At 52.4% G+C, this 26,682-nt stretch carries 22 protein-coding genes; 4 read left to right on the top strand and 18 right to left on the bottom strand.

Annotated features, from left to right (window positions below; translation table 11 throughout):
• Nucleotides 1–110 precede the first annotated feature (110 nt).
• Nucleotides 111–1,262 carry a GNAT family N-acetyltransferase gene (locus EYC82_RS00960; RefSeq protein ID WP_279247680.1) on the top strand — a complete coding sequence of 384 codons (1,152 nt, stop codon included), beginning with the start codon at nt 111–113 and terminating at the stop codon, nt 1,260–1,262.
• 29 nt (nt 1,263–1,291) lie between these two features.
• On the opposite strand, the gene EYC82_RS00955 is transcribed toward EYC82_RS00960, so the two are convergent.
• The 6 genes from EYC82_RS00955 to EYC82_RS00930 all read right to left on the bottom strand — a co-directional run bounded on the left by EYC82_RS00955 (nt 1,292) and on the right by EYC82_RS00930 (nt 8,139).
• Nucleotides 1,292–2,185 (bottom strand): hydrolase 1, exosortase A system-associated, encoded by an 894-nt coding sequence (locus EYC82_RS00955; RefSeq protein WP_279247679.1) that lies wholly within the window; start codon nt 2,183–2,185, stop codon nt 1,292–1,294.
• Nucleotides 2,182–3,003, bottom strand: a complete 822-nt coding sequence (locus tag EYC82_RS00950; RefSeq protein WP_279247678.1) for a hydrolase 2, exosortase A system-associated — start codon at nt 3,001–3,003, stop codon at nt 2,182–2,184. The genes EYC82_RS00955 and EYC82_RS00950 overlap by 4 nt, the downstream gene beginning before the upstream one ends.
• Before the next feature lie 35 nt (nt 3,004–3,038).
• Nucleotides 3,039–3,848, bottom strand: a complete 810-nt coding sequence (locus EYC82_RS00945; RefSeq protein ID WP_279247677.1) for a hypothetical protein — start codon at nt 3,846–3,848, stop codon at nt 3,039–3,041.
• Between the two features lie 5 nt (nt 3,849–3,853).
• Nucleotides 3,854–5,599, bottom strand: coding sequence for an arsenate reductase/protein-tyrosine-phosphatase family protein (locus tag EYC82_RS00940; RefSeq protein ID WP_279247676.1), 1,746 nt, complete (start codon nt 5,597–5,599; stop codon nt 3,854–3,856).
• Between the two features lie 51 nt (nt 5,600–5,650).
• Complete coding sequence (locus tag EYC82_RS00935) at nt 5,651–7,117, bottom strand: lipopolysaccharide biosynthesis protein (RefSeq protein WP_279247675.1); 1,467 nt, start codon at nt 7,115–7,117, stop codon at nt 5,651–5,653.
• Nucleotides 7,118–7,242: 125 nt separating this feature from the next.
• The gene (locus tag EYC82_RS00930; protein ID WP_279247674.1) at nt 7,243–8,139 is read right to left on the bottom strand and encodes an FkbM family methyltransferase; all 897 of its coding nucleotides are present in this window, start codon (nt 8,137–8,139) and stop codon (nt 7,243–7,245) included.
• Between the two features lie 226 nt (nt 8,140–8,365).
• Here EYC82_RS00930 and EYC82_RS00925 point away from each other — a divergent pair, with 226 nt between their 5' ends.
• The 3 genes from EYC82_RS00925 to EYC82_RS00915 are packed head-to-tail and all read left to right on the top strand — an operon-like array spanning nt 8,366 to nt 11,075.
• Complete coding sequence (locus EYC82_RS00925; protein WP_279247673.1) at nt 8,366–9,379, top strand: glycosyltransferase family 2 protein; 1,014 nt, start codon at nt 8,366–8,368, stop codon at nt 9,377–9,379.
• Between the two features lie 22 nt (nt 9,380–9,401).
• A complete protein-coding gene (locus EYC82_RS00920; protein ID WP_279247672.1) occupies nt 9,402–10,196 on the top strand; it encodes a hypothetical protein in 795 nt (264 codons plus the stop codon).
• 54 nt (nt 10,197–10,250) lie between these two features.
• Nucleotides 10,251–11,075 (top strand): tetratricopeptide repeat protein, encoded by an 825-nt coding sequence (locus tag EYC82_RS00915; protein ID WP_279247671.1) that lies wholly within the window; start codon nt 10,251–10,253, stop codon nt 11,073–11,075.
• Here EYC82_RS00915 and EYC82_RS00910 read toward each other — a convergent pair.
• From EYC82_RS00910 to EYC82_RS00855, 12 genes are all read right to left on the bottom strand, one after another.
• Nucleotides 11,037–12,020 (bottom strand): polysaccharide deacetylase family protein, encoded by a 984-nt coding sequence (locus tag EYC82_RS00910; RefSeq protein WP_279247670.1) that lies wholly within the window; start codon nt 12,018–12,020, stop codon nt 11,037–11,039. The two genes, EYC82_RS00915 and EYC82_RS00910, sit on opposite strands and share 39 nt — an antisense overlap.
• Nucleotides 12,017–13,321, bottom strand: coding sequence for a putative O-glycosylation ligase, exosortase A system-associated (locus tag EYC82_RS00905; RefSeq protein WP_279247669.1), 1,305 nt, complete (start codon nt 13,319–13,321; stop codon nt 12,017–12,019). The genes EYC82_RS00910 and EYC82_RS00905 overlap by 4 nt, the downstream gene beginning before the upstream one ends.
• Before the next feature lie 24 nt (nt 13,322–13,345).
• Nucleotides 13,346–14,695: a phenylacetate--CoA ligase family protein gene (locus tag EYC82_RS00900; protein WP_279247668.1), complete on the bottom strand. Its 1,350-nt coding sequence runs from the start codon at nt 14,693–14,695 to the stop codon at nt 13,346–13,348.
• Nucleotides 14,696–14,735: 40 nt separating this feature from the next.
• On the bottom strand, nt 14,736–16,637 hold the full coding sequence (locus tag EYC82_RS00895) for an XrtA/PEP-CTERM system amidotransferase (protein ID WP_279247667.1): 1,902 nt from the start codon (nt 16,635–16,637) through the stop codon (nt 14,736–14,738).
• A gap of 40 nt (nt 16,638–16,677) precedes the next feature.
• Complete coding sequence (locus tag EYC82_RS00890; protein ID WP_279247666.1) at nt 16,678–17,826, bottom strand: TIGR03088 family PEP-CTERM/XrtA system glycosyltransferase; 1,149 nt, start codon at nt 17,824–17,826, stop codon at nt 16,678–16,680.
• Nucleotides 17,823–19,349 (bottom strand): exosortase A, encoded by a 1,527-nt coding sequence (gene xrtA / locus EYC82_RS00885; protein WP_279247665.1) that lies wholly within the window; start codon nt 19,347–19,349, stop codon nt 17,823–17,825. The genes EYC82_RS00890 and xrtA overlap by 4 nt, the downstream gene beginning before the upstream one ends.
• Nucleotides 19,350–19,355: 6 nt before the next feature.
• Nucleotides 19,356–20,387 (bottom strand): FemAB family XrtA/PEP-CTERM system-associated protein, encoded by a 1,032-nt coding sequence (locus EYC82_RS00880; protein ID WP_279247664.1) that lies wholly within the window; start codon nt 20,385–20,387, stop codon nt 19,356–19,358.
• Nucleotides 20,384–21,259, bottom strand: coding sequence for an XrtA system polysaccharide deacetylase (locus EYC82_RS00875; RefSeq protein WP_279247663.1), 876 nt, complete (start codon nt 21,257–21,259; stop codon nt 20,384–20,386). The genes EYC82_RS00880 and EYC82_RS00875 overlap by 4 nt, the downstream gene beginning before the upstream one ends.
• A 5-nt stretch (nt 21,260–21,264) precedes the next feature.
• Entirely contained in the window at nt 21,265–22,401 is a 1,137-nt protein-coding gene (gene wecB / locus EYC82_RS00870) for a non-hydrolyzing UDP-N-acetylglucosamine 2-epimerase (RefSeq protein WP_279247662.1), read from the bottom strand.
• Nucleotides 22,402–22,411: 10 nt separating this feature from the next.
• On the bottom strand, nt 22,412–23,992 hold the full coding sequence (locus EYC82_RS00865; protein ID WP_279247661.1) for a TIGR03016 family PEP-CTERM system-associated outer membrane protein: 1,581 nt from the start codon (nt 23,990–23,992) through the stop codon (nt 22,412–22,414).
• A 2-nt stretch (nt 23,993–23,994) separates the two neighbouring features.
• A complete protein-coding gene (locus EYC82_RS00860; RefSeq protein ID WP_279247660.1) occupies nt 23,995–24,954 on the bottom strand; it encodes a CpsD/CapB family tyrosine-protein kinase in 960 nt (319 codons plus the stop codon).
• A gap of 71 nt (nt 24,955–25,025) precedes the next feature.
• Complete coding sequence (locus tag EYC82_RS00855) at nt 25,026–26,669, bottom strand: XrtA system polysaccharide chain length determinant (protein ID WP_279247659.1); 1,644 nt, start codon at nt 26,667–26,669, stop codon at nt 25,026–25,028.
• Between the last annotated feature and the right edge of the window lie 13 nt (nt 26,670–26,682).

The following is a 26,682-nucleotide window of genomic DNA, read 5'->3' as shown; positions in this document are numbered from 1 at the left end:
AACCAAACCACTGCCGATTGTCGACCCAATAATAGAGAATGTGAGTCAGGACCGAATAGCGCACACTTCGCTATGCTAACCCTGTAAGTAATTGTTCTCAAGACAGAATTGTGAACAACACAGCATTATCGGCAAGGGCCTTGCGAATTCTGAACGTTTGCCCGATAGTAAACGCTGAGCCCCGCACCGGCGCACTCTGGTTGCCACAAAACAATAATCCAGTCGAGATCAAGAAAATACTCCTGCCAAGCAAAAACTTGGCCGAGGATCTGCACGCTGCCTTTTCGCGGCACGAGTGTGACAATCCTCAGTTCGGTCTCGACTGGCTCGACAACCTTGTCCGCACTGCCCTGACCGGTCATGAGAGCGCCGCGCTTTACGTAGCTAGACGTGGTCCCGGAGACTTGGTTGCATTGCCACTAAAACTAGACGGTCGCACGGGGCAAGCCCATGCGCTGGCCAATTTTTATACATCTACTTATACGCCGGTCATACAGTCCGACTCTTCAAGACCACTCCTGGTAGCCTTGTTACGGTTCCTCGCAGATCGGGAGCGGTTTACTGCTCTGACTCTATCGCCGATAGACAGCCAGACGCCTTTTTTCGCAGAGGTGGCCGCACTGCTTGAGGACGCCGGCTGGACTGGCGTCCACCACTACGCCTGTTTCGCCAACTGGACGCACTCTCTGGAGGACGCCCCCTTTCAGACCTATCTTTCTAATCGCCCAAGCCGGCTCAGTAATACGATAAACCGCAAGACACGTAGTTTTTTCAAGCACGACAGGGGGCGCATGGAGGTACTGCACGGAGGCGAGCAAGTGGAGTACGGTATCAAGGCCTTTGTTTCGATTTACGAGCGCAGCTGGAAGACCAACGAACCCTTTGACGCGTTTATGCCAGAGTTAATCCGCCTGTCCGCTCGACGTGATTGGCTGCGACTAGGGCTTGCCTACTATGACGACATTCCTGTTGCGAGCCAAGTCTGGCTGGTGTCGGGTGGCGTCGCCTATATTTACAAGCTCGCCCATCTAGATGAGTATGCGCATCTGTCACCGGGAACCGTACTCTCAGCGTTTATGCTGGAGCGCGCTATCGATCAGGACCACATTGCAACAGTAGACTTTCTGACCGGCGATGACGACTACAAGAAAGACTGGATGTCTCATCGCGGGGAGCGCAAGGGCGTAGCCGCCTACAATCCAAGAACCCTGCGGGGCCGCGCGCTACAGCTTGGGCATACGTTGAAGCGGCGTTTTAAATAACAACCAATAGGCGAACACCGCCCGGCGTGCTACCGTCTAGTAAGCTCCAGTATCCAGTCGAGAATTGTTTGGTTAACCCGCTCCCGGGAATTCTTGTCCGAAAAGGTCTGGTCCGCCGCGGGAAAATCAACCCGTTTGTGCAGCGACCGACCACAGGCCGCTCTCCAACGTTCATCCTGATTAATTAACTCATCAAACTCACGGCTTGCCACGCTCTGGCCACTAACAAGAAACAATACAGGGCCTTCGTAGCGCTCCAGGCCTGCCAGCATGCTATCGACGAAGTTATCCGCACCCACGTTCGCCGCCTCATCCGAAGGTGACCTGACGATACGGGCGACACGAAGACCTGCTTTTTTCAGGCCCGCTCGGGCGTAAGCCAGCAGGTCATAGTCGAGACGAAAGAGCTTGCGCCAAAAAGAAGGTTCGCGCAGCCTACTGAGATAGTGGTGTTTCATCGCAGCCGCGTGCGTTTCGTGAGTAGTCACCCAGGGATTTCCAAGCACCAGACTCTTTGCCCCGGGAATCTTCCAACTGTGAATCATGGCGCCTGATGCCGCATCACAACCACCCCACAATACGACCTTTTTCACCTCCGGTACTTCGCGCTGGAGCAAAGACACGGCAGCCTCGATATCCTGCTCAATATGCTCAAAGCCGAGGAAATCGCCGCCACTGTCACCCAGACCTCGATAGTCGAAGCGCAACACCGCCACACCGCGGTCTGCGAGAAAACGCGCCGTATTGACCATGCCTCGCCCTACCCCAGCGCGATATTGCGGGCCACCCGCCACAATAGTGACTAAACCGTATTCCAGCGGATTTTTCGGCCGGTGCACAATACCCACCAGAGAGTCCCCGTCACAGGGGAAAACGATAGGCGTTTCTCTGACATCGCCGGCATTTAATGCGGTATCGCTCATGGCAGCAGGCTATCCGTGGCTGCCAGCAATTGTGGCGCAAAATCTCTCTCATGAATCAACCAAATAGGGGGGTCGGCGAAGGTCTGGACATCGACCGGCACTCCGGAATCGGACAACTGATCTACTGCCCTGCGCGAAGCCACGCCGATATCCTTGCCCTTTTCCATAACGTGTTCCAGCCAGAACACATCGCCCGAGCACGGCTCGGTAATGGCGGCAACGTCAATTTTTTCTATATCATTCAACAGCGCGCCTCCTACCTCGTAGCCAGCAATCTCTACAATCTCGCCCTCGTCCAATCTCTTTCTAATTTCCGTAGTTGTCTCTGGAGGTAGATCTCTTACCATCAAAGAAGCAACACGTTGCCGAAGCATCTGGGTGACATACACCTTGGCGGCGTTGACGGGTTGCCACAAGATGATATCCCTGATCGAGCCCCGGTTTTTAGACGCATAATCCAATGCAAATAAACCGCCAAGACGCAAGCCCCACAGGGTAACGGGAGCATCCGACTCGAGTTGCGCGCTCTCAATTGCTGCACGAATATTGTCGTACCAGACCGCCAGAGTACAGTCGGCCAGCTCTCCGTCGCTATCTCCCGTACCAAAAAAATCGATTAATGTGCAGTCATAACCAGAGCGAGCGAAACTGCGTGCCTGAGTAGCCACCAATGCCCGACAGCGGTTCATCTCCTCCGCAAACGGAGGAATAAATACAATATTTCCGCGAGACCCGCCACAGGAAAATCGTGTGGTAAAAAAACGGGCACCCGCGGGACCCATGAAACGAGGCTCTATTGTTACTTCCGTCTTGCTCATCAAGCGCGTATTCCTGAATTTACTAACAGCCCGCCCTAAGTGAGACGATGCAGGTGCAACTCCTCGCTGCAGACCATATCAATCTCAGCCAACCCAATGAACGAGAGAACACGCCGTTGGCCCTCGGGGTTTCCGAGATCTTCCACATCGAATATCCTGAAACGGTCTGGATGCAGTTCCTGCAAGCGCGCTGCCTCCAGGTAATAGAAATCCCAATACATGCCGATTGCCTCTTCCTTGGACGCCGCATCGAATTTGGGAAAGCAGCTGTCCCAGACTAGATCATTCTTCCAACGACCTCCGTCATGCTCCTGCCAATAATTATACTCTGTGTAAAACGGAGTTCGTGTTAACAAGGCCTTTATCCTGTCAGCCAGCCATAGTGAACGCCAGCGCAATATCGTGGACTTCCGCAGCCAGCTGGATACTGTTTTCGCCCTGTCACGCTTGATACAGACGAATACACATTCCGGCGCTGCCTCCAGCAGATCATCCACATAATTGAGATAGTAAAATGCGATATCACCCACAATATTCAGTTGTGGCATGTGCTGCAGTCTCTGGTAAGTCTCTACCGAGGAAGGCCTGGAATAGTCGATGCACAAGCGCGATCGAATACCCCCATCAAGCACACGGCGAAACTCCTCAACCGCGTTCACATGAGGCTGTGGATTGCCACTGAAGACAGCAGATGACGGATTCATTTCATGAAAGCAAAGACCACCTGCCTGACGGTCAATAAGCGAGGTGAGAGAAGCCGTACCCGATCTGCCGGAGCCCAAGCCGATCACGATTCGCTTATTGTCCAGCGTAGCGTTCACCGAATCACCTTCCGCATATGTCACTTATTCTACTCGCCGACTTGCAGCGCGATAACGCTCTTGATTTGATCTACCGCCTCGACAACCTGCTCATAACACGCCAGATAGACGTCCTGCGCTCGACCATAGGGATCCTCGATCTCTACCGATCGACTCGTTCCACCGTGATGTGCACCCAGCAGGAATATCTTTTTCGATAACCCAATGTCCATGTCTAACAGCTTATCATAGTGCCGCTTCTCCATAACGAATATGACATCGCTATCGCGCAGTTGCTGAGGCGTCACACAGGATGAGCGTAAATTGCCGAGCTCAAGATCAAACTGAGCCGCCACCTCGACCATAACAGGGTCTGCAGGTCGCCCTTCTTCATCATGAAAGCCAGCGGATGCCACTACGATCCCCGAGTCCTCAGCATATGCGCGCACCAAAACATCCGCGAGCGCACTGCGGTTTATATTGCCGTAACATAAAAACAGTATCGACCGCGCACTAGAAATTGCCGCGGCTACCTCTCCACTACTCCAAGCTTTTCTTTGTTGACCGCGAAATTTTAACTCATCGAGAAAGGCAAGCGCGCGACTGTAGTATATTTTTAGCATTTGCCCGATATCGATTAGTCCGGGCAGAGGATCGAGCAAACTCTGAACATCGTAACGATGCCTTGGATGGAGAAATAAACCAAGTCCCTTCAGCACACCAGCGGCATCCGGCACATTGACGATTCGAGTATCTGCGTCTGAGCGAAGGATCGCCTCGTACCAGTGCATATCGCGCGACAACAGGCGACAGTAGACGTTATTGCGATAGGGTGGATATGCACCAACCGCACCCTTCACTTCCAGGTCGAAAAGCATGGCCGGGAAATCCGCTCCTGCCGCGGCAGCCAGGGGCAGCGAACCCCAGAACCTGCCGTTGATTTCCATAAGACAAAACTTATCAGAGCGCGGATTATGCTTGAACTCGACCATGGCAACGCCATTCCAGCCAAGAGCCGAGATAAGTTTTCTGGATGCCTCGAGCAAATCTGGCATGACCGGCACACTTTTTCGTAAGCTACTGCCGCCCCCGGTGAGTGGCACCTCGTGCAATCTGAGATGCTGGAAAGAATAAATAATTTCCCCCTGCTTAGCTATCAACTCAATCCCGACTCCATCGCCAGCGAAATACTCCTGCAAAATAACCGGGCCAAATTTTAGCGCATGCTCGCAACCAGATTCCAGTTCAGAAAGATCAAAGGCATAACTGACCTGAAGCTGACTGGAACCACTAGCAGCGACAGCAATCGAACGTGAGGGCTTGATCACAACCGGAAAATTCAGTGTCGCGGCCGCTGCCGACAACTGCTCTACTGTCGATACTGTCACGCTATGTGGGCAGGGTACCCCAACCTTTTTCGCTAGCGTGAGCGTTCGAGATTTGTCTAGAGCGACCTCCAGACTCTCTCTTGAAGGCAGAGCAATTTTTATCCGGGAAAACTTTTCGATATTGCGCGACAAAGGCACCACCACGCGCTCGGTCACCGGGACAACGAGATCGTATTCGTTCGACTCAACATGCGCGAGCAGCCATTCGACAAACAAATTCGTAGACTGCAGTGGGTCTGGATACTGGTAATAGGTGTCTATCGCATTGGAGCGGCTCGCCAAGGGGCGCTCCACATGACCTGCCAGATAGACGTGGCACCCCCGCTGCGCCAGCGACCGGGAGACGGTCAGAGCGGGGATCATATCCGCGTCCAGCACCAGCACCCTGTAGCGTTTGCCATCACTCATAATTCGCCATGACCTTCAGCTTAGTTAGCACGTTGATTGATACCACTCGCATTAGGTACGCCCCATAAGGCGAAGTGTCACACGAATCAGTTCTTCGCTACTACTCCTGAACACCAGCCAGCTGAAGGCAATATAAACGCACATTCCAAGGGGGATTTTGTAAAGCGAGAAAATCGGCGATACGTCCGGAAGCTGCAGATTTACGAAATAGATGGAAAGACACATCACGATCGATGACATCAAAGCGGGCGCCGCAGCGCCCATCACCCTCTTGACCGGTAATTCCAACAGTCGGCCACCGCGCACTACCGTGACACCAAACAGGCAGAGAGATGCAAGGCTCCACGCTATAGCCACCCCCTCCAGCCCCATCGGCAACAAGACAACAATCGCCGCGGTCAGAAAGGCCAACGTGATCAGGGAATTGATCATATCGAGCCGGGCACCGCCCGCGGCAAGAATGGCAGGCGTTATTACATAAGCAAGAATTCTTACGGGCACGCTTATCACCAATAAGGTGAAAATACCGGAAATCTGCACCCAGTTAGTTCCGAGCACGAGCAGGATAAGATCTTCGCCCACCATCGCGACCCCAAAAAAAACTGGGAACACCATCGTGGCAGCAAATCGAAGAGTCGTCACAAGGTATTCATTACTATCGCCCGATATCGCATTCATGCGGGCGAAGGCGGGAAAGGCAACGACATTGAACAAAGGAATGCTCTTGGACATGAGCATAGTCGCGAGCTGGAGTGCCACGCCATAAAAACCGACTTCTGCGATTGTGAAGTACTTGCCTGCTACAGCCACATCGACTTTATTGTACGCCACGTAAAAAATGTCCGACATAGCGATAAAGGCACCGAAGCTGAATACCTCTCTCGTACCCTTAAAATGGAAGGACGGGATACGGGGGTAAGAAAGGATCAGGTTAAAACAGACACAGTTGAAAACCATAGTGAAAATAATCGCCGCTACCAACGCCCAGTAACCGTAACCCATATAAGCAAGCGTCAGACTTAAGGCAGAAGCCAACACATTTGACACTAGCGTGACCTGCGAGGTCCGCTTGTGGTCTAGCTCCCGGGCAATCAACGAAGAGGGAATCGATGTCCAGGGAATAAACAGATAACTAAAGGCGAGCACCTGCAGTACTAACTCCAACTCTGGCGTTGCATAAAAACGCGCTATATAAGGCGCAGAGAAAAATTGCAGGACAAACAGAGATACATTGATTAGGACCATCAGGCCCAGCGTTTTTTGAACCAACTGAGGGGTCAGGTCCTTGACCTTCATCAAGCCCTGCCCCAACCCCATTACAGAGAAAAAAACGAGAAATGTTCTTAACACTTCGGCAAGGCTAATGATTCCGTAATCTTCTGGCGCAAGGAACCGAATGACAAAAATAGTGGACAGCCAGCTGACCATCTGCCCGAGAAAACGCAACGCCGCAACCCAGCGGAAAGCCGACATCGCCTTTTCCACTAAATTTGACTCATTGAGTTCCTCTGCGGCCATAGTGTACGGTCTATTTATCCGGAGCTTTACTGGTTATTTTATTGTTAATAGAGTGCAGGACACCCGGGCCCAAGCTTTGCGGGCTTTCACACAGTATACAGCCCTGTTCACGCAGGCCTACCAACCTATGAAGCGACCCCGATTACATCACAGATTCTTTCCTGACCGATTTGAGGGAATATAGGTCTCGCCGGATCCAGTTTGAGCTCCGGTTGATCGGCCAGATACCAATCCGTAGGCCTTATTTTAGAGACCGACTGCAAAAGGGCCTCGGCCGTCTGCCCCGTTCTTTTCAGCACGCCCGGATGCAATTCCATGAAATAACACACTCCGCCTGCCTGTTTTATAAGATTTTGCCCTCCGATAACTGCCGCTAATTCCTGGCCTTCTACGTCAAGTTTTATAGCGAGATTTTTCCCCTTCAGGTTCTCATTATGCTGCACTTCGACGTCATCTAGCCGTACCACGGGGATATCGCCATCCTCAGTTTTCTCGATATAGGCAGAGTCAGGGACGTGGGGGCCCTCAGGAAAAATCAGGGTTGCTCCTCCCGAAAAGTCGGAAACAGCGGCATTAATCACGCTGAAGGGGTGTCCAGTCAGTTCCAGGTTCGCGGTGGAGTACACACAGTTTTCGGCATTGGGGTCAAAAAGGAGGGTTTTGCGCAGACCGGGGCACAGTGCGGCAATACGCATACTTACCTGACCGAAATAACCCCCGCAGTCCAACAGCACAAACTCATCGAACTGCTGGTTAATCTGATGAGCAAAATGCACCTCACGTAAGCCCTGAAACAACGAAAAATCTTGTATGTATAGGGTCTCAGGAACTCTGAGCGGAATATAGATAACGCCAGAAAAGTACTGAAAACGGCCAGCCCTCTCCAGTTGGTTCAGTTTGCCGAGCAGGGAGTAGAGGAAAAACTCGCCACGATACCCTGACAGCAAGGCGTAAAACGTGCGCGCAATACGAAACAGGAAGGGGTAGTCAGGCTCTGAATCCCCCGGAATTATATTCTGCAATCGCCTCCTCCCCGAATTTCCACATAGATGACGCTAATCACTATATTGCCTGTCATGCTGCAAGTAAATGCCGGAAGAAGTGGTTGACCCACTCTGCTCGAGTTTCTAAGATTACACCTGACAACCGCAGGATTTCCTCTCTCGGGCGCACAAGCGGTATAGGCCACGGAGAGCAAGGGACTATAACAACAGACATCCCGATTCCGTTTAAACGACCAGGGGCCACGTGACGCCAAACAATAAATCACCGTTTTTCTCCATCATCCTGTCCACCCGGGACAGGCCAGAACTCTTTCAAATCGCACTGCAATCAGTGCTGGAGCAAACATTTATCAATAAGGAGGTCATTGTTGTCATCGATGGCTCTGAAGACTCCAATCTGGAAGATTACAGAGAACTGGAGCGCCAGTACGAAGGAATCGCTTTTTATCACCTCCAGCACCGGGCCATGGGTCACGGGCAAAGTTACGCTATGAATACCGGCGTGCACCGATCAGCAGGACAGTACTTATGCTTTCTTGATGATGATGATCAATGGGCAGATCCAGAGCATCTCCAACGCGCATACAATTGCATTACCAATTCGAATGAGTCTGTCGACGTATACTATAGCAACCAGAAAGCTGTATTCTTCGACGGCAACGTTAAGGGAGAGCATGTCTGGATTGACGACCTGATCGAGAAGGTCGACCCAAAAAACCAGCACGTTGAGGACAGCTACTTTGTCGACGCCGCTTTTTTGCTGTCAAGCGGAGGTTTCGCTCACCTTAACTGCAGCGTGTTTAATCGCGACTTCTACCTGTCACGAGGCGGCATGGACGAAACTATCCGCTATGAGAACGATCGGGATATTTATATCCGCTCTATTGATGCGGCCAGGGTGATGCTCTACAGCACACGCTTTGTATCGCTGCATAACATCCCTGATGTCAGCAAGAAAAGCAATATGTCCACGGTCAGCCCTATGATCGAGAAGAAGCTCTACCAACTCCGCGTGTTGGACAAGGGTATTTCCCTCAGCCGCAAACCGGAGGTTGTGCGCTTTTGCTGCAAGGCGAAAATGTATGAACTCAAGCATGCCGCGCACATCCTGGCACAGAACAAGCAATTCCGCGGTGCAGCTCATTACGCCAGAGCGGCACTCTGCAACGGCTTTAACTTACGCTGGTTAGCGTATACCTTGTATCTCGTTGTAATGACCTGGGCTGGCAAGGATGAAACGCATAGCGAGGCACCGTGACACGGCCGTAACGGAGTAATACTTGCCTTCTCTGACAGACCCGCTGCAATTGCTCAGGGTTCTCCTACCAAAACAGCATATCCTGCTACTAAGCCATATGCGGGCTTATACCAGCCTGTTCGGCCATATTATCGGGTCGAACCCCGCCGTCTGCGGCTACTACGAAATGCATATCGGCTACTACAGCTGGAAGAGCCTCCTGCGACAGAAACTACTTTATTTCAAGGATGAAGAGGTAAAGACAGGATTTTCCTACATGTTCGATAAGGTCCTGCATAACGATCACGCAGTTTCACCCAGCGTTCTGTTGCGCCCCAATACCCGGACCATCTTCAGCTTACGTCACCCCAGGGATACACTCCCCAGTATCGTAACGCTCTACCAACAGGTGGACCCTACCAACGAATTCAATTCTCCCGACTACGCGCTGGATTACTACATCAATCGACTGACAGCCTTGAGTGACATCGCCGCAAACATGGAACAACCCTTCTACTATCTGGACGCGGAAACGCTCGTAGAAAACGCCGGCGCGTGCCTTGAAAGTCTTAGCGACTGGTTAGGTCTCGAAACACCACTCTCAACCCACTACGACAAGCAGAGGAATACATCAAAAAAGCGCTACGGTGATACCTCTGCCAAACTCGAGGCAGGCACTATTATAAAGCCAGAGGCGAACAGGGTACGCGCGCAACTGGACGAGGACATGATAGAAAGGGCCACGGCAGCCTATCTCGCCGCGCGCAACACCCTGACAAGTAGCAGTGCGGCCCAAAGCCTGAGCAACAATGACAAGGCATTGCCCGGTACCCCATAGGCCCGCCTTTATAGTATATTACTACCGTGTCTCGCTGCCTGAGTACTATATATTATGTTTAAATTCAAAGACTTAATAAATAATGCCGCCCTGATATCGATCGTATTCAGTTTCTTTTTTACTGGCCCTGCGCTGGCCGCGGATCCTGTCAAAAACAGTCGGCGCCCGGCACCCTTTGTGGGTGCAGACCTGCAAAAACTCACCTGCCGAGGCGCCAGGATACCCTTTGGCCCCTTCGACTACCGTGACCGCGCAAAATTTCAGGGCGAGCTATTTATTACCGAAGAGTATCACCTGACCCCAGAGATTCTGCAGCTGCAACAGGCGACCACCACCGCCGCGATAAATGATATTCAATACACCTTGATGGCATGGCCTAACCACCCCCAGGCTCTTTATGCCGCTTATGAATACCGCCTCAAGCGAAATCGAGGAGAATTCTCTCGGTCCATTAATGCCCCCAGCCCCGTTGAGTGCCATCTGCAACGCGCCATCAAATTTAGCCCAAACGACCCGGTGCCTTACATGATCCTCGGTATGTTAATGCATGAATTCAAGCACTACGACACGGCACTGAAGTCGTATCGCAAAGCCAACGCGCTACTCCCTAATGACGTGATTACGCTTTACAACATGGGTCTTACGCTGGTCGCTCTGGAACGCTATGAAGAGGCCGTGACGGTCGCGCAAGAAGTGTATAGCACCGACTTTCCTCTGCCCGGCCTGAAGAAAAAACTGGCCAATGCGGGCCATTGGGGTAAGCCAAATGCGAACGAAACAAAGGAGACATCTGAAGCAGTAACAGATCAGCTCACCGGAACAGGGCAATCAGAAGCGCCTTTACAAACCGGGGACGCCGATCTCGCGGTAATTCAATAGTAAGCGGCCGGCAAATCGAGAGGGCTGCTTATCCCAGGGCGTGAACCGCGGCAATTGATAACAATCATTTTCCCGATCACTGACACCCCAATGCGTTGATACCGCAGCGCGAAATCCGAGTGACTTGACCATCGCCACATGCTCCTTTCGATAATCCTGGCCCGGCTGGCCATTTGGATAGGCAAACACATCTACGCTCTGCTGCAGCATGTCCTCCAAGCGGGCTTTACTGTCCTGTATTTCGCGGTGGGCCACCTCGTCTGTCACGCTCGCCAATATAGGGTGGTTCACCGTATGCGCGCCGATGCTGATACCGTTTGACGCTAACGACCTGACCTGTGCATCCGTCATCATTAGGTCATCAGGCCGGCCCTCACCCTCAAACCAGTCTTGTATCTGTTCAACCAACTGCACTCTCTCGGCAGGATCACGGTACTTTATTTCCCCTATCACCCGTTCAGCCGAGGCCAGCCTGGCATCCATGTTGGCGGTATCGTGACGACCCAGTCCAAGTTCGTTGAGATCCAGTGAATCTCCCCTGAAGCACCTGAAAAACTCTATTAAGGAATCATTCCACATGCGGCCACCGTTGAGAAAGCCAGGGCTGACAAACACCGTTGCCGGAACTGCGTATTTTTTTAAAATAGGCATCGCATGCAGTTCATTATCGGCATAGCCATCGTCAAAGGTGACACAGATCGCCCTCTCCGGCAGCTGACCCGACTCCAGCTTGTCCAACGCCTCGAGCAATGACAGAGGGTGAAAATGCTGTCTGACCAGACGCATTTGCCAGTCAAAGATTTCCCGGGTCGGCTCGGCGGGCCGCATAGGATCAAACTCGGTGACAACACGATGATAAATGAGAATGGACAACCTTTGTTTACCCCGTGTGCCCAAGGCAAGCGGAAGCATGCGAGCAAGCAGACTGAATGCGGCATGCCTCATGCTTTCGTCGGAACCTTGACGCCGGGCCGGGATGACGCGGCCACTTTGCCCTTGGTCTTGCGCGGGTAGATTCCCTTGACCAACTGTGTCAGACCGATGGTTATTGCCATGATTCCCCAGGCAAGATCAAAATACTGCAAGCTCAGGAAAGCACCGCCCGCAAGAAAGGCGACAATCGACACCTGCAGCATACGGGCCAATAGATTATAGTCCGCCCGATCGGGGTCATCCTTGGTCAACCGTATAATCATGGTCAGCTGGCGCCACATACCTAAAATGACCAACAGGAATAACAATAGGCCAGGCCAACCACCATCTCCCAGCACACCGAAATAAATGCTGTGAGCGACGAATGCTTTTTCTTTAACCGTCTCGATACCGTATTTCATGTATTGCTTTAAAGTGGAGGAATTAAATCCGCCTCCAGTGAAGCGGTCATTGGCGACGGCAATGGTGAATTGCCACGCGGTGATACGCTCCATAGCCGAGGAGTCTTCCTTATACTCGGAAATCGTCGCCATACGTTCATGCCAACTCTGGGGCATAAACTGGTATCCAAAAAAGGCCATAATGAGAATAATAAATCCAGTAACAAGTTTTGTTTGTGATTTCCACCAGTAGAAACCACCCACAGCGGCGATGGCGATCAAGGCTCCCCGGGACTGGGATCCAAGCACCGCGGCGAGGCTGAAAAAGATACTCAGTGGCATGATTTTTTTTACCCATGCCTGAGGTGGAAATCGGTACATGTAAACCATCAGGGGGACGATCATGAGTATCGCCACCGCAAGTGCATTATTTTCCTCGATCTCACTGCCGGGCGGCCCGAACACGTGATAACCACCGCCCGTGAAGACGGTGAAAATCCCTCCTTTGACACTGAAAAAACCGATACAAAACACGATCATCCAGATTAACTGGTTCACCTTCTCGAAGTCTCTCATGAGGAGCATTGTCACGAAGACAATGAGCTGGATTTTTAAAACCTTTTCTATCGTCTCAGTCGCATATTGAGGCTCAAGACCAACAAGAGCACATATGATTAGCCACAGGAAGAAAAGCGCCCAGACAATGACCAGGCCGTTCTTCGGCAACTGCCTTTGATCTTTGTGTATGAGCAATGAGAGCAACAGCACAATCGCGACGATTTGCGCAAAAGGCATGTTGTTTGCGAAGCCCCAAGCCAGCTTGTGTGGATTTTGATAACTCAGCCACGACCACGCCAGCACGCCGTACCACGGATTACGCAGGATAAATGGGATCGTCCCAAACACCATCAACGTCACGATAATATCGCGCATCGCTAACTCCGCTTGTCGCTTATTTTAATGTGCCACATGACTGACAACATATCGGAACTTACCCGAGGCTTCCGCCGGGATCTTTTCAACGTAATCATATATAACAGAAACAGTGCTACCCAGTCTCTTCCTGAACTGCGCCGTGATTTCAGCCTCCATCTCACCTGTTAGAGGTCCCGTGACCACAAGCTGTACCGTTATCCTGTCAAGGGCGTCCTGGACAATCTTAAACTCCCCCACCTGAGGCAACTCACGCAGAATATAGATCAACGCCAGACCATGAATGACGGTACCATCTGTCGCCATGATAAAGTCAGTGGTTCTGCCTTCAATTTCCTTGAGTAGCGGCAGCCCACGGCCGCAGGAACAGGACTCATCGGACAGGCTGCCGACATCCCCTGTGCGGTAGCGCACAAAGGGAAAGTCGCCCATCGCCATATGAGTAATCACGATCTCACCGTTTTGGCCGGTTGGGAGCACATTACCATCGCTGTCCACAATCTCGACAACAATATCCTCTGCCGTAATATGCATGGAACCCGCGGGACACTGATGGGCAATAAAACCGCCGTCTCGCCCGCCATAACCGTTGGCGACAGGAGCACCATAAACCGACTCGATCGTCTCCCGCTGATGTGGGTAAAGACTTTCGCTGGTGACAAAGACTACTTTAATTCCCAGTTCATCCATCTTGAACCCTTTACCCGCTGCATACCGCGCCATTAATGCTAAAGACGATGGGTAACCGAACAGCATGCGTGGCTTGAACGCCTGAATCCGACGAATAAAGCGCTCCAGATTATCCTCGGACATCTCGAAGGCCGACAGCAGTTCGGTGCGAAGCAGCTTGTCCCGAATCAGCCGAACCCTATCCTGCGAACCCAGCTCAATCGGCGAACCCCAGATCACAATTTCCCGGTCACCGATATCGACATTCCACCAGCGAGTGGCGCGCCACTTCGCGGCTACGTCATGGCTCACCCGCTCCTTACCTCGATAGAACACCAGAGGCTCCCCACTTGAACCACCGGTACTGAATCTTTCCAAAGGGCCCGCATTATCTGCCTTCATACGCTCCAGGTTCTCGCGGATATCGGGCTTTCCTGTGATAGGCAGACGCTGCAGATCAGTGAGGGCATTTACGTCAGCTGGACTAAATCCACTATCGCGGAACAGATCGCGATAGTAGGGTACATCTCGTCCAATGCGTTCGAGGAAAGCTCGAAGCCGAGCGAGTTGAAAGGCCTTCAGGTCAGTTCTGGGTAGCCACTGGGATTGCTCCATGGATCGCAGAGCGCTCAGGGTGCTGTGGCCCTTCAAACGCTCGTGGAGGGGAAATATCGCACTGGCTACCAAACGGGTATAAAGGCTCATAATGCCGCCTCTGAGAAGCTACTCGATCTCATCCGGTACATCATGCCAGCGAGATATCGTCGTCAGCCATAGACGCCTGGAACATCATCAGAGCCCAAAGCGGTGCGCTGTACTCTCGCAAACCGGACTGGTGATCATTGACCAGTTGTTCCAGGTAGCTCTGGCAAAACATGCCGGATTGCGCGAGATTCCCCTCCAGCAGGGACTCACGTATCCGTTTCTTGAGAGGGCCACGGAACCATTTGCCTAGCGGGACCCCAAACCCCATCTTGGGTCGATACAGCACATCGTGGGGCAAGTGAGGCTCCAGGGCCTTCTTCAGAATATACTTACCTTCCTGCCCGCGTAACTTCATATTCACCGGCAATCCAGAAACCCATTCGATAAACTTGTGATCAAGCAGAGGCACCCTGACCTCGAGCGAGTGGGCCATACTGGCACGATCCACCTTGGTCAGGATATCGCCGACCAGATAAGTTTTCATATCCAGATATTGTATGAGTGACAGCGGATCATCAGCGGGACAACGGCGCGCGTAGTGTTCAAAAGTTTCTACCGCTCGATACCCCTGCAATTCGCGCTGCATCGCATCGCTGAACATCAGGTTACGCTGCGTGTCAGAGGTCAAAGAAACTGAATGCAGATAGGCCTCTACCGCAGTGCGACCGATAGACTCAAAAGTGGTCTTGGCGCGAAAAACTCGTGGCGCCCAATCCAGTTTTGGATAGAGGCGTCCCAAAGTGCCGAACACGGGCTTACGAATCCCTAGAGGCAAAAGATTACGCATTCGCTCTTCGTTCATGTGCCAGCGATAGCGCCGATAGCCAGCAAAGTGTTCGTCGCCACCGTCGCCAGAAAGGGCAACGGTCACACGTTCTCTCGCGAGCTGGCATACCCGATAGGTAGGAATCGCAGAACTGTCAGCGTAGGGCTCATCGTATAGGGCTGCGAGCGTATCAAGCAAATCAAAATCATCGCTGGCGACCACTCGCTCGAGGTGATTAGTACCGTAACGATCAGCTACCTGGCGAGCAAAATCTGTCTCGTTGAACTGAGGCACATCAAAGCCAATGGCGCAGGTGTTTACCGGATCACTTTGAAGTTGCGCCATCGCAGCGACCACCGCACTGGAATCCACACCACCCGACAGGAAAGCACCGAGGGGGACTTCCGACACAAGCCGAATATCCACCGCTTCGCGCATACGGGCGAACAGTTCCTCGCATAAATCCGCCTCGCTGCCCGTTGCCACTGGCTCAAACGGCACGTCCCAGTACTCCCGCTGATTGGGCATGGACTTACCGCGTTCCAGCAGTAAGGTATGACCGGGGCGCAACTTGTAGACGCCCCGATAAATAGTCTTCGGCTCCGGGATGTAGCCTAGCGCAAAATAATCCTCAACTGCTCGTGGCTCCAATGAACGGGGCAGCTTAGGGTGCGCCTTAAGCACCTTGAGTTCCGAACCAAAGGCTACCACGCCATCATGCAACAGCGAGTAGAACAAAGGCTTTATGCCAAGACGATCTCTGGCAAGAAAGACACATTGACGTCTGGCATCGTAAATCGCGAAGGCGAACATGCCACGGAAACGCTCCACACAAGCCTCACCCCATTCCTGCCACGCATAGAGGATCACTTCTGTATCGCAACGAGTACGAAACTGATAACCAAGGCCTTTTAATTCGGCTGCCAGTTCACCGAAGTTATAAATTTCACCGTTATATACAAGAGAGACCGCGCCATCCGCGCTGTGCATGGGTTGCTGGCCGGAAGAGAGATCAATAATCGAAAGCCTGCGATGGGCGAGAGCGATACCCGGCTCTAAAAAGTCACCTCCCTCGTCAGGACCACGATGAAACTGGGTCTGGTTCATCTCCCTTAGCAGGCCACGGTCGAACGCCTGATGTCCAGTAATGTCAAATAAGCCTGCTATGCCGCACATACTTTATCCGCTAATCTCCAATTGCTCGGCGCTATGCGCACTACAACACCACATCATAAACACTCATATAGGATGCTACGGTGCGCTCCCAATCAAAATCCCTGCATACCTTTTGGCGAGCGTTGGACCCCTGCTCCCGGCGGGCGCGTTCATTACCCAGCAAGGCCAGCATAGCCTCTTCCAGTGCGCCCTGATCACCTACAGGCACCAAGGCTCCCGTTAAACCATCCTCAACCAGTTCTACGTTACCGCCCACCTCCGTGGCTATAATCGGGCAACCACTGGCCATCGCTTCAAGAACCGTATTCGAAATACCCTCTCCCAGCGACGGCAACAGATATACATCCATCAACTTGAGCAGCTCTGGCACATCGGCGCGATCACCCGTCAACCAGACAACCTCCTGCAAGCCCAACTGGGCCGACAGACGCTCGATATCAGCCCGCAAAGGACCACCTCCAACCAATATCATACGCAAACGCTCACCCAATTCAGGGTGCTTGGCTCGAAGCGACGCCATCGCGCGAAGCAGAATCTGCTGATCCTTAACGGGGGTCAGTCGACCCACAGTGCCTACAATCAACATACCATCTAGTGCCTGCCAAGACTTGGGCAATAATGCCAAGGGCTTGACCGCATCCGGCGCGAAACGCTTGTGATCAACGCCATTGTATATCTGCAGAATGCGTTCGGAAGGAACCCCCACTGATGCCGCTAACCAATGCTCCAGATCGCGGCTTACAGCAATGTAGCGATCGATAAACAGACGCATCAGCTTTCTCAGCGCGAGGTACTTCCAGTTGCTGCCGTCCAGGTCAAAAATCTCTCTGCCGTGCTCGCCGTGTACCCGTTTCACCCCACTCAAACCAAGTGTAAACAACTGAGCCTCAAGCGCAGCGAGATTACGGCTATGAACAATATCAGGGCGAAGCTGCTTGAGACATTTTCGCAGCCTGCGGTAACAATCAAAATCGTGACCTTCACGCATATGTAATTCGATAATCTCCACACCATCGGCGGTGATACGCCGGGCAAAATTATCCGCTTCGGTGAGGCAAATAATCACGTGGCGGTACTTCCCGGCTGGCATCCGGTTAATGATATTCACCAGCCCGTTCTCCATACCTCCAGTAGACAGCGTATAAATAATATGGGCAATCAGCGGGCTGGACTCTGAATCAGTGCTCATGGCTGCAAACCGTTGTAAAGTGCCTCGCCATGCTTGTTGAAAAAGCGCTGCATCTGCTCTCGCGTCGCCTCCAGCGATGAAACCATCGGCATTGCAAGCACCACGCGGTAAATGCCGGGACCGTTTATGCCAACGCTAGTTTTCAGCTGCAATATCTTGGCTTCATAATTATTGGACGTGCTAACACTGCCAATGAGATACCACGACCAGACAAGCAATTCACTACCGCGCCCCCGCAGTTGCGCCTCATCGACCTGAATCGAACCGTCCGGGAGAGCGACGTTGTATTTGCCCTGCTGCAGCACGCGCTCCCAACTGTCTTCCAGTGTAAACAGGCCACTGCTCCCCACCACCTCCGCATTCTCGAAAAGGCCATCGTCAAACTGAACATACAGCCCCATCACCACACCGTCCCGCTGATAAAAAGCAGAGCGCTGGCCGGCCAGGCGCGAGGGCGGCAACCACCGCCACGATGACCCACGTACTGACGTCCAATCCCCCGCTGCGTCAGGAAAATCTAACGACTGCTGTTGCACACCTCCTTTGTCGGCGACCACCATAGTCGCCATCAAGGGAGCCACCGCTGCAGCAGCAACAGCAACCAAACCCGCCACCACGATCGCGACTGCGGCATCAGTGACGACGCTTTTATCCTGCCCTTGCGCAACTGCGCCGCGCGTCTCAGCCCGCTGATCCTCACGAAAAAAAGAGCCTAACCAAAACAAAACAAAAACAACGAGGCCAAAAAAAACCCAGCCATATACCAGATGATCAGCCCCGGTTGCTATCGACATATCACTTAGATGGCCCAACATGACTATAATATAAGCCCGCGCACTGTTGGCGAATACCGGAACGATCGCTGACACAAGAACAAACAGCGCTCGACGCCACATACTGCGGTAGGTGAGATACGCGTAAAGGGTTCCCACTGTTACTGATGCAATGATGTAGCGTACTCCACTGCACGCCTCCACTACAGACCAGCGCCCCGAGGGCAGTGTAAAAAACAGCCCCTCTCGATAAACTGGGATGCCTGTCATTTCGATCAGCCAAACTGTTGACGTCGCTGTATACTCCATCATGGGCGCGACCAAACCCTGCCCCATAGGCACGGCGAAGAACAGGAACAATAAGGGAAAAGCCAACATACGCCCCAAGCGAATGCCGAGAACAGACCATGTTCCTACAATAACCATTGCGACCAGCGCTAGCTGCTGCAGCACCTGCACATCGACTAGCGCAGCCACTAGCCAAACGAGCCCCACAGGCAATAGAAGCGCACTCAAGAAGAGATTTGGTTGCGGGCGCACAGTCGCGATTTCATCCCACCGAATATATATCAGCCACAAAGAGATGGGTAAAATTAGGAAACCATGGGCAAAGGTTTCAGAGCGCGCCCAGATGGCGACCATAGACAGAGCAGTAGCGTGATACACATACAACAATGCCAGAAAGAAAAGGCCGACAACCCACATGCCAGCGCGTGCATCTGCCCGCCCCAACACTGATTCTGCGGACATCTTTTACTACCCCAGGGAACGGGCGAGAAATGGGCCAACAAAATTCGCCACCGGTAAAGGAAGCTTGCCCCAAATCTTGATCATTGTCTGATACTTTGGGTTCAGGGGATTAACATCTGGCACCGCGTCTGAAGTCGCAAGGTAGTACTCATAGGGAAGCGGACTGGGTTCAAAGCCGAAGTTTTTCTTAAAGCTATAGGGACCAGTACCCGCCTTACTGCGACCAAAGTCGAACAAGCGATAGCCTTGTGCAGCGGAGAGGCGCATAAGCTCCCAATACATAAAATGATTCACACCCTTAATATGCCGTGCTTCTGCGATGCTACCGCCGTAATACGGAATCACCTCATCTCGGAAATAGAAATTCATTACACCCGCGACATCGCGACCTTCGTGCGTAATCATCAAGACACTGCAGTCGTCCTTGAACTTCTCCTTCAGAATGCGCAGATACTTTCGAGAGAACACCGGGGTCCCAAGGTTCTTCACACTTTCGGCATAGACGCGAAAGAACCGATCAGTTGACTGGGTCCACTCACTGACCAGGCCCTCCTTGATACCCTTACGCACCATCGCGCGCTGACGATTCGGAATGGCCTTCAGGTTCACCTCATCACTGGGGTCTATCCCTTTGCGAAACGTAAAATAAAGATCTTTCACCGGCCACCCGGTCTCACTTACTTCGCGATTACGCAACTCAAGGGCACCAACTTTCAGGGTGTCTGACAGATCGGACGCTGTTTTGCGCAACGCATTCGCTACCTCATCGTTGTCTGCGACCACCCCGCCGTATACGCAAAATGGCAGAGAGGCTAGCGAGTGTCCGAACAACACACTCTTGATCTCGGCAAGAGGGAGAATGCCTACAATGTCACTGTTTTCCTGCACACACAAAAAATGCGTTCGATGGCCGAAGGCACGTTCGAGAACTGTTTTCCAACTGGAAAGATGAAAGAATGTGGCCGTGTCAGAACGGCGCACGTAGTCATCCCAGCTATCCATCAGCTGGCTATCAAGGTTTTTTACCGTCAACGTCAAGTCCGTCCGCCTTCTGTCAGAAAAATTTCATCCATTCGGCCCCAGGAAAAATCGGTCAACAATTTCTCTAATCGACTATACGTACGATCCAGGTTGAGGTAATGACGAAAACGCGTCTTCACGCCCAGTTGCTGCTGGCGAGGCTGATCAGGGTCTATTTCCCATGGGTGAAAATAGAAAATACCTGACTCTCCATCCAATCGGTTGACTCGCGCAAGCGCCCATCGAGAAAAAGCATAAGGAAACAAGCGGAACCACCCACCGCCGCCACAGTTAATATTGCGTCCAGCCAAGGGTACGGTCGTAATCGGAATTTCGAGAAGCGCTCCACCTGCAGTGCTAAAAGGGAAACGTGGTGCTCCGGGTATACCATAAAGATCATGTCGGATCGGCACGATGCTAGAACTATACTCGTACCCCGCTGCTGCCAGTTGATCCCAAGCCCAGGCTTCATTCGTCCCGATAGAATAACTAGCCGCCCGGTATCCAATCACTGGCTCACCGCTCAAGTCCTGAAGAAGACTTCGGGTGCGCTCGATATCATCTCTAAAAGCTTCCGGCGTCTGAGTATTGACGCGTATGTGCTCCCAGCCGTGGCTGGCTAGCTCGTGTCCAGACTCAACAATTTTTTTAACAAGTCCAGGATGGCGCTCCGCCACCCAGCCAAGCATGAAAAATGTAGCCCTGACCTCATGGCGAGCGAAGAGATCGAGTATACGTAACGTGTTATCTTCCACACGCTTGGGAAAATTGTCCCAGGTTGCTCTGTCAACATGCGGCTCGAAAGCGGAGACCTGAAAATAATCTTCCACATCTACGGTCATCGCATTGCACATTCGCCCACTGTCGAGCGTTACAACCGGGGCACCCATAAGCTTTATCCCGATGCCCACTGGTGCATAATCTGGACTATGCGCGAGGCTGCGTTCCCATCCCAAAGGTCAGGCACCCTACCCACTTTTCCACCTGTCAACACGACGTCCTCGTAGCAGGCCATGATCTTGGCGTGATCTGTGCCTACGATCGTATTGGTCCCCTGCTCAACGGTAATCGGCCGCTCTGTGTTGTCACGCAGTGTTATGCAGGGCACGCCAAGTGCGGTGGTTTCCTCCTGTATACCCCCTGAGTCGGTAAGTACTACCTGCGCATCTTTCATCAGGCCAAGCATTTCCAGATAACCCTGGGGAGGGATTGCGGTTATCGCGGCTTTCTCAAGTATTGCGTGGAGTCCTGCCGATTCGATGCAAGCCTCGGTGCGAGGATGAATCGGAAACAACAAGGGCGTGCGCTCACTAACGCGAGCAAGCACTTCCAACAGACCACGCAGCACCGCGGGGTCATCGACGTTCGACGGACGGTGCAGAGTGACAACGCCATAACGCCCTTTTTCACAGAGTGCACTGTCAAGCTGCATGCTTGATAATGATGTTTTTGCAGGAATCGCATCGGCGAGGTTATGTAACAGGGTATCGATCATGACGTTTCCGACAAAGTGAATCTTTTCACCGGCAATCCCCTCTTTGGCCAGATTATTCTTCGCACTATCCTCCGTAAGAAAGAGTAAATCGGATAATTGATCGGTCAATATCCGATTAATTTCCTCCGGCATGCCACGATCGCCACTGCGCAAACCCGCCTCCACGTGGACAACAGGAATGCCTTTCTTCACCGCTACAAGCGCACAAGCAATAGTCGAGTTTACGTCTCCCACCACCAGTACCGCACAGGGATGCACGTCATCCAGCACAGGCTCGAATCGTTTCATTATTTCTGCGGTTTGCTGAGCGTGAGTGCCCGACCCGACCCCAAGATCTACATCAGGTTCAGGAATATGCAGCTGATCGAAAAACGCATGTTTCATAGCCACGTCGTAGTGCTGGCCAGTATGCACCAAAGTGGCATTCAGACTGGATGAGGACCCCGCGAAGGCGCGCATAATAGGCGCAATTTTCATGAAATTTGGCCGAGCGCCCACCACACAGAGAACTCGCTTTGACCCTGACTCGCCGCCCATAAAGCAACCTCTACAGGAAAATCCTGAACCCAATTAGAAAGAGATTTTCCTTGTACTCATTGAGACGCAACTCTGATTGTCGATCGACAAAGCGATAACCGAAAGTCAAGTTCATGCGGTCACTCATGCGGTAAGTGAGATTCAATCGATAGGTCCATTGTTCTGATTTAGCTTGGTTATTAAAGTCCTGACCAGTGGTGAAACCGGCTGGCTTTACGTCTTCATAATAGACTGATCCGACCAAGTTGTAGCGCCCTGACATCGTCGGACTGAAGGAGATTTCCCAGTCGGTGAAATCCGCTTCCTGCCCATCTTCTTCCCGAGTCTGTTGAGAATAGCTGCCAAACATCTGCAACGTTCCGGCACGTCCCTTGTAGACATAGGTAAGCGTCATGCGCTCGTCAATGATTACCCCGTCGCTGTTAATGCTGGTATCGGTGCCGATGCCATCAACAGCATCGCCGTCGGCGTCAAAGCGATCACCGCCACCACTGAAGAGTGGATCCCCACTACTGTAACTGCCCAGGCCCTCAGCGGGATCGTTGATACCATAGGTTGCCAGGTCACGCTGAAAGGTAATCACTTTTTCGTAGTTAGCGGTGATCGTACTACGCTGACGCTCGTGCCTGATTCTTACACGCGGGGTAGTCCCGAAAAAACGATCTCCTATGCCAACATCGACTACCGTTCGAGGAGACGGCGCCCACCGCAAGCCTAAATCCCAGGCTTGACCGCCCGTGTCATTGCCCTGAAAAGTCTGAAAACTATTCCATTCCCAACCGTAAGTGCCATTGACCTGCAGGGTGCGGGTCAGTTGATAGCCGAGCTTACCTGACAGCGACTTGAGCTCGGTGTCTTCCCTGGGCACGCTCTCTCCTGTGAACACATTGACCGCATCATCGCTATATGACGTGTTGCTGTAACGGCCCTTCACATCCCATGTCATGCGCGGGTTTAACTCGCCCTTGACCGAAGATACGACGGCGTGACGACTACTATCACTGACCGAATCCTCTGAATTAAGCACCTGGCTATAGGTATAGCGTAAGTCCGCTTTTGTATTCCGCCCAATTTTACGCGAGGTAGAGGGGCTTATTTCATACCGATAAAAGGTATTTGTATTACCGTTGCGATCGAGACCATCATTACTGCTGGCCCGGGCGGAACTGACCCGGTTCTGATCTGCCCGGGCGCTGACGTTAAGTTTCACCCAGTCTTCTATCAGTATGGTATTCATCGTACCCAGCAGGCGAGGAAAATATTTCTGCCTGTCATCAAGAGAGTCTCCAGTACAACCGTCATCTCTGAGGTCGCCGTCAGAGAGTGTATTGACCGTCACAGAGCCACTCAAACGCGCTTTCGTTTTGCTTGTCTCTACCGAGACAGTGCCGGACGGCGTTAGCAAAGCAACACCCGTCCAGTCGCTGCGTTTATCGTCCTTCGTAAGACACACGTTATCCGTATAAATCAGGCTTGGTGCCACGACTATGTCGCGCTCCCACTTGGCCGCTTGTACGCTGCTGGCAAAGACACCGGCGCCGAATGCAAGCACCAGCATACGCTGGCACAATCTAGACTCTTTAAACTCCATAATCATCTTCCTGAGTCCGTGCCCATATGCTCTGGGCTATTTCCGTAGGGAGTATCTGCATAACCGTAATTATAGTAGTAGGGGTTACGGCCCCGGCGCGCTCTGTTGAGCACCATTCCTACCATTTTGTCTTCGGCAAGATGTTCAATCGCCTGTGTCACCGCATACTGTGGCGTCTGGTCCGCACTCACAACAAATACTATCTGTCCCATAAAGCTTGCCAAAATCGCTGCTTCGGTTGTCAGCAGCAGCGGCGGCGAGTCAAAAACAATTACTCGATCCGCATCCTCTTCTGCCAGCTCAAGTATCAATTCATGCATACGAGAACTCGCCAATAACTCATTCGAATGTGGGTGAAATTTTCCGGAGGGAAGCACCCGTAGCGTCTCCATGTTGGTATCAAGTGTGAAATTTTCCGGGTGCGAGCCCCGATTTTCTATAAGGTCGATCAATCCCGGGGTTTTTTTCGGCACACCTAACAGCGATCCAGCCGTTGACTTGGCACAATCACCATCGACAAACAAAACGCGTTTGTCCTGCTCCATCGCAATACTCAAGGCCAGCGAAATAGAACAAAAAGTCTTACCGTCTCCCTCCAAGGCGCTGGTGACCATGATCAACTTGCCGTTGGGGACCGCAGGCGTAACAGAATCACCCACAATATTGACCAGCAGCGGTCTTTTGATGGTCCGGAACTCCTCGGCAATCGCACTGCGAGGAGCCGTGGGGGTTAGTATGCCGAGCTCCTGAAGGCGCCCGAAGGGAATCATAAGGGCTCCCTCTCCCGCTCCTATAGAAGCAGGCCTCGTTTGCACTCCCGCAGTAGCAGAAAGCGTTGCGTCGATACCTGCAGATGCAGAATGCGCCGGATCATCGGCGCGCTGCACCGTGCTCTCGGCCTCGGATGCGCTCTCAGCTTTCCCTTTACCAAGGGATTTAATTGCTTTTTCTATGATGCTCACAGTTGATTCCAGTTACCGTCCTTCGCCTCTTTGTTTTTTTTAACTTTTTTCTGACCTTCTTGCTGTCACTACTAGACGAACAACGTGCTTTGCCCTGCAGCCATTACGAGGAATACTACAGGCAAAAATGCAGTCAAACAGTAAAACGCCACAATCTCCAGACGCTCCCGCCGCTTCTTATCATTCTGTAAATTTAACCTCACCGACCCAAGCACGGGGAGACCGGTAATGGCAACCAGCGTATGCGGATCAATGATTACAGGCGCGATTAGAGAAACCAGCAGACCCACGCCCACGCCAACGACAATAGACCCCCCCAGTACTAACGCATTCAGTAACAGCTTATCGGGCTCACTGGGCATTAGCGGCACAAACGGGGGATCAATGACGCGGAAAGTCACAGAGCTCGCCTTCTCTTCCACATCCTGACCTAGTCTTGCCAGCGCCCTCTTGGAGGTCATCGTACTATGCGCGCTGCTCATCAGTCCGATTTCCCGTTCCATTTGCCGCAATTCATTCTCTACCCCGGGAATGGAATCTACCTGCGCCTCAAGCTCCGCCACACGTTCCTGCTGGGCCTCTACTCTCGCTTTTAAACTCGCAATATTACCGGTAGCGGTGGACAACGCCATGCGCATTTCCAGATATACGGGACTGCTAGTCAAGCTGGAATAGGGAATCGCGGGGCCGGGCATCTCAACCGCACCGGTTTTATTTCCACCGGTATTGCCACGCTGCTCTGCCAACACCTTTCTCTGGTAGGCATCACGCTCGGCGTTGAGGTCTTTAAGCAGCGTCCGGGCCTGCCTCACCTCAGGATGCCTCGGGGTGTACTTGAGGTTCAGATCATCCATGGTGGACGTAAGCATGATGACTTTCTGGTCATACGGCGTAGGTATTTTTGACAGCTCCTGCTCCCTTTTGGTGGGCTGACGCCCACCAAAAGACGGTTTCGCAGGTATGAACAACGGGTTGTAGAGAGGATCCTCACCCGCTATCTGGCTTTCGAGCGCTATCGCCCGGTTTTGTTCCTCTTGCTGCGCCCTAAGTGCGCTCTCGAGTGCCGTTCTCTCACGGTTCAGCGTGGCGTAGAAGCCTCCTTCAGAGCCAACAATATCAAAATGCTGCTGCTTGAACTGCGCAACTTTGGCTTCTGTTTCGACCAGATTGTCCTCGTATTCTTGAATTTTCTCGTCCAAGTAATCGAGAGAACCGTCTGCGTCCTCGCGCTTTCCACTGAGGGATCCCTCAATAAAAATAGTCAGCAGCGCCTGGGCAATCCGCTTGGCGGTTTCCCGGTCGGGATGCTGTACGTCGATAGTATAAAGCGACTGGGCCTTCTGTTCACCACTGTAAAGAGAAATAGACTCTTTTAAGCTTGATATCAATAAGGCTTGTTCAGCGGGGCCTGAAACCTCGAGGTCGAGGTCTGTCATACGCATAAGTTTTTCAAGATTTGGTCGGCTCAGAAGGGTACGGCTGAGCAAGCCAATGCGATCCTGCGTATTGGGCTGAATGGTCAAGCCTTGCAGCAGGGGCTTTAACAGGGAGTTGGTATCAACATAAACCCTTGCTGTCGCGACATACGACTCTGGCAACTGCCACACCCAAGCCCAACCTGCTATCGCGACACTCCAAGACACAATCAGGGCGAGCCAACGATGCCTCCAGACACCCCAAACAAACGAAAAGACCTGTGCAAGAATCTCCTGCATCTAGACCGTGCTC

This window comes from Candidatus Marimicrobium litorale, from assembly GCF_026262645.1.
Taxonomy (GTDB): Bacteria; Pseudomonadota; Gammaproteobacteria; order Pseudomonadales; family Halieaceae; genus Marimicrobium; species Marimicrobium litorale.
Note: the sequence above shows the minus strand (reverse complement) of the source record. Positions and strands in the feature narration are given on the sequence as shown.